Source organism: Streptomyces endocoffeicus (genome assembly GCF_016741935.1).
Classification (GTDB): Bacteria; Actinomycetota; Actinomycetes; order Streptomycetales; family Streptomycetaceae; genus Streptomyces; species Streptomyces endocoffeicus.
On sequence record NZ_JAERRG010000262.1, the window covers coordinates 1 to 224 of the forward strand.

Annotated in this window: 1 protein-coding gene; it reads right to left on the reverse strand. The window is 68.3% G+C overall.

What is annotated here, in order from left to right; genetic code table 11:
• The coding region (locus JK364_RS54890) for a KR domain-containing protein (RefSeq protein ID WP_201858951.1) at window positions 1–224 on the reverse strand (224 nt) is incomplete at both ends.

Sequence of the window (224 nt, forward strand, 5' to 3'; positions counted from 1 at the left end):
ATCCCGGGTCAGCTCATGCAGATACCAAGCCGCATCCACCTTCGGAGCCAACACCCGCCGGACACGCTCCCCGGTCAGCCCCTCCACGACACCGTCGTCCACCACCCCCGCGGTATGCACCACACCCCTGAGCGGCACCTCCGCCGAAACACCAGCCAACAGCTCACGCACCGCATCACGATCGGCCACATCACACGCGGCCACGGTGACCGACGCCCCAGCCG